Origin of the sequence: Glycomyces dulcitolivorans, assembly GCF_003265355.1 — a bacterium.
Classification (GTDB): Bacteria; Actinomycetota; Actinomycetes; order Mycobacteriales; family Micromonosporaceae; genus Glycomyces; species Glycomyces dulcitolivorans.
Window position 1 is genome coordinate 1 of the sequence record NZ_QFRW01000216.1, and the last position, 8618, is coordinate 8618.

General features: G+C 69.5%; 10 protein-coding genes. 5 read left to right on the forward strand and 5 right to left on the reverse strand.

Annotated features, from left to right (window positions below; translation table 11 throughout):
• Positions 1-38: 38 nt before the first annotated feature.
• The 3 genes from DI269_RS14910 to DI269_RS28285 all read right to left on the reverse strand — a co-directional run bounded on the left by DI269_RS14910 (position 39) and on the right by DI269_RS28285 (position 1866).
• Positions 39-989, reverse strand: a complete 951-nt coding sequence (locus DI269_RS14910; protein WP_112137157.1) for a cysteine synthase — start codon at positions 987-989, stop codon at positions 39-41.
• A gap of 16 nt (positions 990-1005) precedes the next feature.
• Entirely contained in the window at positions 1006-1284 is a 279-nt protein-coding gene (locus DI269_RS14915; protein ID WP_112137159.1) for a MoaD/ThiS family protein, read from the reverse strand.
• 99 nt (positions 1285-1383) lie between these two features.
• Positions 1384-1866 carry a M67 family metallopeptidase gene (locus DI269_RS28285; RefSeq protein WP_269814166.1) on the reverse strand — a complete coding sequence of 161 codons (483 nt, stop codon included), beginning with the start codon at positions 1864-1866 and terminating at the stop codon, positions 1384-1386.
• Positions 1867-2023: 157 nt separating this feature from the next.
• On the opposite strand from DI269_RS28285, the gene DI269_RS14925 reads away from it, so the two are divergent.
• The 5 genes from DI269_RS14925 to DI269_RS14945 all read left to right on the forward strand — a co-directional run bounded on the left by DI269_RS14925 (position 2024) and on the right by DI269_RS14945 (position 6986).
• Complete coding sequence (locus tag DI269_RS14925; protein WP_112137161.1) at positions 2024-3319, forward strand: nicotinate phosphoribosyltransferase; 1296 nt, start codon at positions 2024-2026, stop codon at positions 3317-3319.
• A 150-nt stretch (positions 3320-3469) separates the two neighbouring features.
• The gene (locus DI269_RS14930) at positions 3470-4243 is read left to right on the forward strand and encodes a sporulation protein (RefSeq protein ID WP_157975004.1); all 774 of its coding nucleotides are present in this window, start codon (positions 3470-3472) and stop codon (positions 4241-4243) included.
• Positions 4244-4406: 163 nt separating this feature from the next.
• On the forward strand, positions 4407-4925 hold the full coding sequence (locus DI269_RS14935) for an EXLDI protein (RefSeq protein ID WP_112137165.1): 519 nt from the start codon (positions 4407-4409) through the stop codon (positions 4923-4925).
• Between the two features lie 292 nt (positions 4926-5217).
• Positions 5218-6159 carry an ATP-binding cassette domain-containing protein gene (locus DI269_RS14940; RefSeq protein ID WP_112137167.1) on the forward strand — a complete coding sequence of 314 codons (942 nt, stop codon included), beginning with the start codon at positions 5218-5220 and terminating at the stop codon, positions 6157-6159.
• Positions 6160-6200: 41 nt separating this feature from the next.
• Complete coding sequence (locus DI269_RS14945; protein ID WP_112137169.1) at positions 6201-6986, forward strand: ABC transporter permease; 786 nt, start codon at positions 6201-6203, stop codon at positions 6984-6986.
• Positions 6987-7053: 67 nt separating this feature from the next.
• Here the strand turns inward: DI269_RS14945 and DI269_RS14950 are convergent, their stop codons facing one another.
• Both DI269_RS14950 and DI269_RS14955 read right to left on the reverse strand, forming a co-directional pair.
• Positions 7054-8193, reverse strand: a complete 1140-nt coding sequence (locus tag DI269_RS14950; protein ID WP_112137171.1) for a hypothetical protein — start codon at positions 8191-8193, stop codon at positions 7054-7056.
• Positions 8194-8285: 92 nt separating this feature from the next.
• Positions 8286-8618, reverse strand: a 333-nt coding sequence (locus DI269_RS14955) for a response regulator transcription factor (RefSeq protein WP_198667450.1), incomplete at its 5' end; no start/stop codon positions are given.

The window sequence follows — 8618 nt, forward strand, 5'->3', positions numbered from 1 at the left end:
GCGCGAAGCGCGGGCCCGGCCCTGAATCTCGTTGTCCCCTAAGCCCAGACCTGGCCGTCCAGCGCGTCCACCGCGTCGTCCAGCACATCCGAGTAGGCCCCGGTCGACAGGTACTTCCAGCCGCCGTCGGCGACCAGCAGCGCGATGTCCGCAGTGCGCCCGGCCTTCGCGGCCTCCTTCGCCAGCGCGAGGCCCGCGTGCAGGACCGCGCCGGTCGACAGGCCCACGAACAGGCCCTCCTCCGACAGCACCTCGCGGGTGCGGCGCAGCGCGTCCTCCGTCCCGACCGAGAGCCGCCGGTCGAGGACCTTCTCGTCGTACAGCTCGGGCACGAACCCTTCGTCGAGGTTCCGCAGCCCGTAGACGAGCTCGCCGTAGCGCGGCTCGGCGGCGACGATCTGGACGCCCGGGGCGTGCTCGCGCAGGTAGCGCCCGACCCCCATCAGCGTCGCGGTCGTGCCGAGGCCGGCGACGAAGTGCGTGAGCTCGGGCAGGTCGCGCAGGATCTCGGGGCCGGTGCCCTCGTAGTGGGCGGCGGCGTTGGCCGGGTTCGCGTACTGGTTGAGCATGACCCAGTCGGGGCGCTCGGCGGCCATCGCGCGGGCCTTGGCGACCGCGGCGTTGGAGCCGCCGGCGGCCGGGGAGAACACGATCTCGGCGCCGAAGGCCGAGAGCAGCTGGCGCCGCTCCACGGACGTGTTCTCGGGCATGACCGCGACGAGTTTGTAGCCCTTGCGGCGGGCGATCATCGCCACCGCGATCCCGGTGTTGCCGGAGGTCGGCTCCAGGATGGTCGCGCCCGGGTGGAGGAGGCCGTCGGCCTCCGCGGCCGCGATCATCTTGGCGGCGACGCGGTCCTTGACCGAGCCGGTCGGGTTCGCGCCCTCCAGCTTGGCCCACAGCCGCACCTCGGGCGAGGGCGAGAGCCGCGGCAGTCCGACCAGCGGCGTGTCGCCCACGGTCGATGTGATGTCGTCGAAGCGTGCCACGGCAACCTCTCCGTATCTACATACCGCCCGCGACGGCGGGCAGGATGGTCACGGAGTCGCCGTCGGACAGCTTGGCTTCGAGGCCGCCGATGAAGCGGACGTCCTCGTCGTTGATGTAGACGTTCACGAAGCGGTGCAGGGCCCCCTCCTCGGTCACCACGCGGGCCTTGAGGCCGGTGTTGGCGGCGTCGAGGTGGTCGAAGAGCTCGGCGAGCGTCTCGCCCTCGCCGGTGACGAGCTTCTGGCCCTTGGTGTGCTGGCGCAGGATGGTGGGGATGCGGACTTCGATGGACATGCGGGTTTCCTTTGCTGTTCGAGCGGGCGCGGGGCCGCTCTGTGTGTCTGGCGCGCAGCCGAACGACTGCTTGGACCGTGCCGCCGCGGGGGCGGGAGCTCAGTGACAGTCGTAGACCGTGGAGTCGGGGGTGTGCGCGAACTTGTAGCTCTGGACCGCTTCGGGCGCGCCGGTGACCTCGATGGGCTCCTCGGTGATGACGCCGTCGGCGATGCGGAAGGACCGGACCTCGGCGGTCTCGGGGTCCTTCGTCGTCACGAGCACGTAGTGGGCGCCGGGGAGTCCCAGCTCGGAGGCGATGCCCGCGTCGGAGCGCGACGGGTACGCCTCGGTGTGGGTGTGCGAGTGGTAGGCCACGACGACTTCCTCGTCGTTGTCCCACATGCGGTCGTACTCGCGCTTCCACTCCTCCGCGTCGAACTCGTAGAAGGTGGTGGAGCGGGCAGCGTTCGTCATCGGGACGTGCCTTTGAGGCGCTCCCGTGCCCTCGGGGCCGGCGATGAGGCCGCACGCCTCGTCGGGATGGTCCGCGCGGGCGTGCGCGACCATCGCTTCGACCAGCTCATGCGCGATCCGCAACACGTCAGCAAGCGTACACGCGGCGGCACCGCCTCTCCAGCCCTCGTTCAGAGCGTGAGACGAACCTCGCGACCTGCGACGGGAGGGAATAAGGAGGGGTGTGCGAGCGGCGCTCGCGCACGGGGCCCGCGCCCTGCCGGGGTGCATTACGCTCACCCCTATGTCCGTCACGCTCCCGCGCACGCCCCTGTACACCGACCACTACGAGTACACGATGCTGGAGGCCGCCCTGAGGGACGGCACCGCGGAGCTGCCGTGCGTGTTCGAGGTGTTCGGGCGCCGTCTGCCCACCGGCCGCCGCTACGGCGTCGTCGCCGGGATCGGCCGCCTCTCCGAGGCGATCGAGCGCTTCCGCTTCGAGGACGACGACCTGGAGGACCTGACGTCCAGAGGGGTTGTGAAGCAGTCGACGGCCGAGTGGCTCGCGGACTACCGGTTCAAGGGCGACATCGACGTGTACCCCGAGGGCGAGCTGTACTTCCCGGGGTCGCCGATCGTCACGGTGACCGGGACGTTCGCCGAGTGCGTGCTGCTGGAGACGCTGACGCTGTCGATCCTCAACCACGACAGCGCGATCGCGAGCGCCGCGGCGCGCATGGTGACCGCCGCGCGCGGGCGCCCGATCCTGGAGATGGGGTCGCGGCGCACGCACGAGGCGGCGGCGATCGCGGCCTCGCGGGCGGCGTACCTGGCGGGGTTCGCGGCGACGTCGAACCTGGAGGCGGGGCGCCGGTACGGGGTGCCGACCTCGGGGACGAGCGCGCACGCGTTCACGCTGCTGCACGTCTCGGAGGTCGCGGCGTTCCAGGCGCAGATCGACGCGTTCGGCACCGACACGACTTTGCTGGTGGACACGTACGACATCACGCAGGGCATCCGCAACGCGGTCGAGGTGGCGGGGCCGCGGCTGCGGGCGATCCGCATCGACTCCGGGGACCTGGACGTGATGGCGACGAGCGCAAGGGAACTGCTCGACGAGCTGGGCGCGAAGGACACGAAGATCGTGGTGTCGGGCGACCTGGACGAGTACTCGATCGCGGCGCTGGCGGCGGCGCCGGTGGACATCTACGGGGCGGGCACGGCGGTCGTGGTCGGGTCGGGCGCGCCGACGGCGCAGCTGGTCTACAAGCTCGTCGAAGTGGAGGGCCGGGCGGTCGCGAAGCGATCGGAGCACAAGGGCACCAACGGGGGCCGCAAGATCGCGGTGCGCCGGCACAAGCCCACGGGCACGGCGGTCGAGGAGGTCGTTGTGTCGCAGGGGGTTCCGGAACCGCAGCCCGGGGACAAGGTGCTCCAGGCGCCGCTGTTCCGCGGCGGCGACCTCGTCGCGCAGCCGACGTTGGAGCAGTCGCGGGAGCTGCTGCGCCAGCGGCTCATCTCGATCCCTTGGGAGGGCCTGAAACTGTCGCCCGGGGATCCGGCGATCCCGGTCGTCCAGAATCGCGGGGGCGAATAGTTCCTTTTGCGGCGCAAGTGGTTCGGGTGACGGCCTGGCCGCCACCTGTGCCTGTCACTCCGTGGCCTGCGCTTCCGGGATACGATGCGGTTGCCCCCTGTCCGTGTTCCCCCGCGACGTTCCCGCGATCCTCCGAAAGGAACCGCCCCAATGGTCTTCAGCAAGCTCAAAGCCATTCTCGGTAGTGGCATCCAAGTCGACACGCTCCTGCACGAGAAGCACGTCGTCCCCGGCGGGACCCTCAAGGGCGAGGTGCGGATCTCCGGCGCCGAAGTGGACGCCTCGGTCGAGAGCGTCGAGATCGAGTTCACCGCCCTGGTCGAGGACGACAGCAAGGGCGAGGACGCGGCCGGCGCGGTCCACGACTACTTCAAGGCGGAGGTCTCGGGCAAGTTCGACCTCGTCAAGGGCACGGCCCACCCGATCCCGTTCGAGGTCCAGGTGCCCTGGGAGACCCCGTTCAACAACGTCGAGGTGCGCCCGCTCGTCGGCGGCATGAAGCTCGGCGTCTCGACGCACCTGAACCTGGACCAGGCCCTGGACAAGGGCGACCTGGACTGGCTGACGGTGGAGGCGCTGCCGGTGCACAAGGCGGTGTGGGAGGCGCTGGAGTCCCTGGGCTTCGCGTTCCAGGAGACGGACCTGGAGCTGGGCACGATCCAGGGGTCGACCGTGCCGTTCTACCAGGAGGTCGAGTTCTGGGCGACCGAGGGCGAGTTCCACGAGCGCATCCGCGAGCTGGAGGTCGTGTTCGTGGTCGGCGAGGCGAACACCGACGTGGTGTTCGCGGCCGACAACTCGGCCGAGCTGCTGGCCCCGGACCTGAACTCGACGGTCCGCTTCTCGGTGCCCACGGCGACGACCGACGCGGTGGAGACCGTCAAGGCGCAGCTGACGCAGCTGGCGGCCCAGAAGGGCGTGTAAACGCAGGTCAAGACGTCCGGAGGGGCGGTTCCGCGAGTGTCGCGGGGCCGCCCCTCCGTCGTGTCCGGAGAAAATTCCGGCCCCGGGCTTGCACCGTTCTACGTATACGTATAGTCTATACGTATACCGAGGACGCCCCCTGGAAGGAGGTTAAGATGCCGCTATGCCCAACAAGACGATCTACGTCTCCGACAGCGACCTGCCGATCTACAACCGGGCGCAGGAGCTCGCCGGAGGCAACCTCTCCAAGGCCATCTCGATGGCGCTGCGGCGCTACGTCGACGCCGAGGAGGGCCGCCTGGAGGGCTTCAAGGAGATCACCGTCCACGTCGGCCCGGGCACCGGCCGCAACCGCCAGCGGCAGCGCTTCACCGGCGTCAAGCTCGGCGAGTGGGTCTGGTCGAACGACAAGAAGGCCGAGATCTACCGCGTCTACCGGGCGCGGTCGGGCAAGTTCGTCGTGCACGTCGAGAAGTCGCCCGACTACGTCAACAACACCAGCGAGACCGGCTTGAAGAAGCTCCTCGGCCTGGGCGAGCAGATCTGGGCCTCGAACACCGGCGACTCGACGCTCGAAGTCGTCGACACCCTCGAAGAACTGAAGTCGAAGATCCCCGAGGCGCTCTACGAGATGGTGGCCGCCACCGCCGAAGCGCCGCCCGTGCAGGACCTCGACATCTAAGCACCGCAAGGCTCCAAGGTCCGCGAGGGCCGCATCCGCACTCATGCCGGCCGGGGCGGAGCCCTGCCCTCTGAAAGTCCACTTTAGACATGAGATTGCGGATCGGACCCGTGCTCGACCTCGGAATGCTCCTCGTCCTCTACCCGCCGCCGCGCGGCCTGACACGACCCGACGGGGGACGTCAGGACGGTGTCAGCACCGTGTCAGCGGCCGCGGCCACAGTACTCACATGCCCGGAGCGGGGAACCGCACCGGAACCGGAAACCCGCGAAGACCCCCGAAAGAAGGAATCATGACCGTCAAGCCGCTGGCCATCGAGGCCCGGAACCTCACCAAGTCCTACGGCGAGAACCACGTCCTCAAGGGCATCGACATCGAGGTCCCCGAAGGCACGATCTTCTCCCTGCTCGGCCCCAACGGCGCCGGCAAGACCACCACCGTGAACATCCTGTCGACCCTCATCCCCGCCTCCGGCGGCGAGGGGATCGTCGGCGGCCGCAGCGTCGGCCGCGAGGCCGACGCGGTCCGCAAGTCCATCGGCGTCACCGGCCAGTTCGCGGCCGTCGACGGCCTGCTCACCGGCCGCGAGAACCTCCACCTCATGGGGCGCCTGAACCACCTGCCCAAGCAGGAGATCCGCCGCCGCACCGAGGACCTGCTGGAGCGCTTCGACCTCGTGGACGCCGCCAAGCGCCCGCCGGCCACGTACTCCGGCGGCATGAAGCGCCGCCTCGACATCGCGATGTGCCTCATGGGCGACCCGAAGATCATCTTCCTCGACGAGCCCACCACCGGCCTGGACCCGCGCAGCCGCCGCACCATGTGGGCGATCATCCGCGACCTCGTCAAGGCCGGCACCACGATCTTCCTCACCACCCAGTACCTGGAGGAGGCCGACGAGCTCGCCGACAAGATCGCCGTCCTCGACGGCGGCAAGATCGTCGCCGAAGGCACGCCCGAGCAGCTCAAGCGCCTCATCCCCGGCGGCCACGTCGGACTGCGGCTGCGCCGCGCCGACCAGGTCGAGCGCACCGCGCAGGTCCTGGGCGCCAGTTCGTCCGACGCCGAGCAGCTCACCGTGCAGGTCCCGTCCGACGCCTCGGTCGACTCCCTGCGCAAGATCCTCGACACCCTCGACCGCGAGGGGATCGACGTGGAGGAGTTCACCGTCCACACCCCCGACCTCGACGACGTCTTCCTGTCCCTCACCGGCCAGGCCAAGACCGACGCCTGACCTTTCACCCCGACAACGACTTTCTTAGAAGGAGAAGCTCGATGAGCACCCTCGCCCACTCCCTGTCCGACACCTCCACCATGCTCCGCCGCCAGCTCAAGCACATGCAGCGCTACCCGTCCCTGACGGTCATGCTCGTCGGCATGCCGGTGGTCTTCCTCCTCCTGTTCGTCTACGTCTTCGGCGGCACCATCGGCAACGGCCTCGGCGGCCCGACCGGCGGACGCGAGGCGTACCTGACCTACCTGACGCCCGGCATGATGCTCATGGCGATCGTCGCCGCCGTCCAGGGCACCGCGATCAGCGTCGCCATGGACATGACCGAAGGCATCGTCGACCGGTTCCGCACCATGTCGATCGCCCGGGTCTCCGTCCTCACCGGACACGTCATCGCCTCGATGATCCAGTCGTTCCTGTGCGTCGCCGTCCTCCTCGCCGTGGCCGTCGCCATCGGCTTCCGGCCCGAGACCGACGCGCTCGGCTGGCTCGGACTCGTCGGGGTCCTGGCCCTGATCTCCTTCGGCCTCACCTGGCTCACCGTGGGCCTGGGCATGAGCGCCAAGTCCGTCGAAGAGGCCTCGAACACCCCGATGATCCTCATGCTGCTGCCGTTCCTCGGCTCGGCCTTCGTCCCCACCGAGTCCATGCCCACCGCGATCCAGTACTTCGCCGACTACCAGCCCTTCACCCCGTTCATCGAGGTGGTCCGGGCCCTCCTGTTCGACAACCCGGTCGACGGCAAGGACCTCGCGCTCACCGTCGCCTGGTCCCTGGGCCTGGCCCTGGTCGGCTACCTCGTCTCGAAGAAGAAGTTCAACAAGCGCTAAGCGCCGCAAGCGAAACCAAGGAAACACACCCGGAGGCGGGCCGCAGTAGCGGCCCGCCCCTTCGTTTTCAGAGCGAACGCGGGCGCGGGAAGCGCGCGCAGTCGGGGTCCTTCGCCTTCCAGGACGGGAACTCCTTGAGCCACCGCTCGGCCTTGAACTTCAGGTACGGCCACGCGACCGGGTCGAGGTCCGTGGCCGAGGCCGTCCAGCGCAGGAACGGGATGAACAGGTCCCGCACGGCGTCGACCACCGGGTCGTCCGGTTCGTACTTGGCGGGGAGCCAGCGCTCCAGGAACACGTACGCCCGCGTCGGACTCACCTTGGGGCCGTTGATGCCGTGGAACCAGCACAGCTCCCGGATCGCCTCGAAATGCCTGGCCTCCAACAGGAACCGGCCCATCATGTGGTTGAGGAACCCGGACGCGAACAGCGACAGCTCGTCGTCGCTGGGCTGGCGGACCTCCGCGGGCCCGATCTGCGGGAAGCGGCGCAGCCGGGCCCGCCACAGCTCGCGGAGCATGAGGAACCGCGGCGCGAGCCGCCGCGCGTCCCCCTCGACGCAGAAGATGTCCCAGTCCTCCAGCGACCGCCGCGTGCCCGCGTACACCTCGGCCGGGTCGGCCTCCACGGGCGTGAAGAGCCGGTCGAGGTTCTTGGCGTTGCGGACCCGGTGGAGCTCCAGCAGCCGGTCGAGGTCGCCCGTGGCGTCGCAGTCGACGACCATGTCGAAGTGGTACTCGGAGTAGTCGACGGTGTAGGACAGGGCCTGGTCGCCGCTGGGGGCGTGGAAGGAGCAGAAGAACGTCAGCTGGTCGCCGTACACGTCGCCGGCCTTCCAGCACTCCCCCGGCTTCATCTCCTCGCCGTGCCAGGACGGCGGCGGGACCCCGAGCCTCCCTAGGCGCTCAAGGGCTTTCGCGGCGGCCCGGCGCCCCCCGGGGGCGTCGGCCAGCTCGGTCATGGCCGCGAGCATCGCGGCCGAGAACGGCTCGGGGCGGCTCAGGTAGAACTGGATGAAGACCATCTCCAGCTCCGGGAGCGACACCCCCTGGACCTCGGGCATGGTGGCGCGGGTCCACATGTTGCCCAGGAACCCCGAGCAGGAGGTCTCCACCGCGAGGCGGCTTTCCGGGTCCGGCTTCTCGTCGTCGGGGTAGTCGCCGAGGATCTGGAACCACTCCTCGCGGTGTTCCTCAGTGAGCGTCATCGGCATCGCCTCGTTTCAGCCGGAGGACCGGGGCTGCCGAGTATCCCAGCAGGGACGTTCCGTAGTCAACCGCCAACGGATCGCCTTCCCGCTCATGCGACCAGGCCCGACCGGAAGGCCCGGGCGACCGCCTGGGCGCGGTCGCGGGCGCCGAGCTTGTTGTACATGCGCTTGGCGTGGGTCTTGACGGTGTCCTCCGAGACGTGCAGGCGGTGGCCGATCTCGGCGTTCGTCAGGCCCTCGCACATCGCCCACAGGACTTCGAGCTCGCGGTTACTCAGCAGGGAGCCGTTGCGGCCGGGACGCTGACGGGGGAGCGCCTCGGCGGCGTCCGCGGCTGCGCGGCAGGCGAACTGGAACGCCTGCGTGAACGCGACCAGGAGCGCGTCGCCGCCGGCGGCGGGCGCGCGCAGGACGCCGCGGGC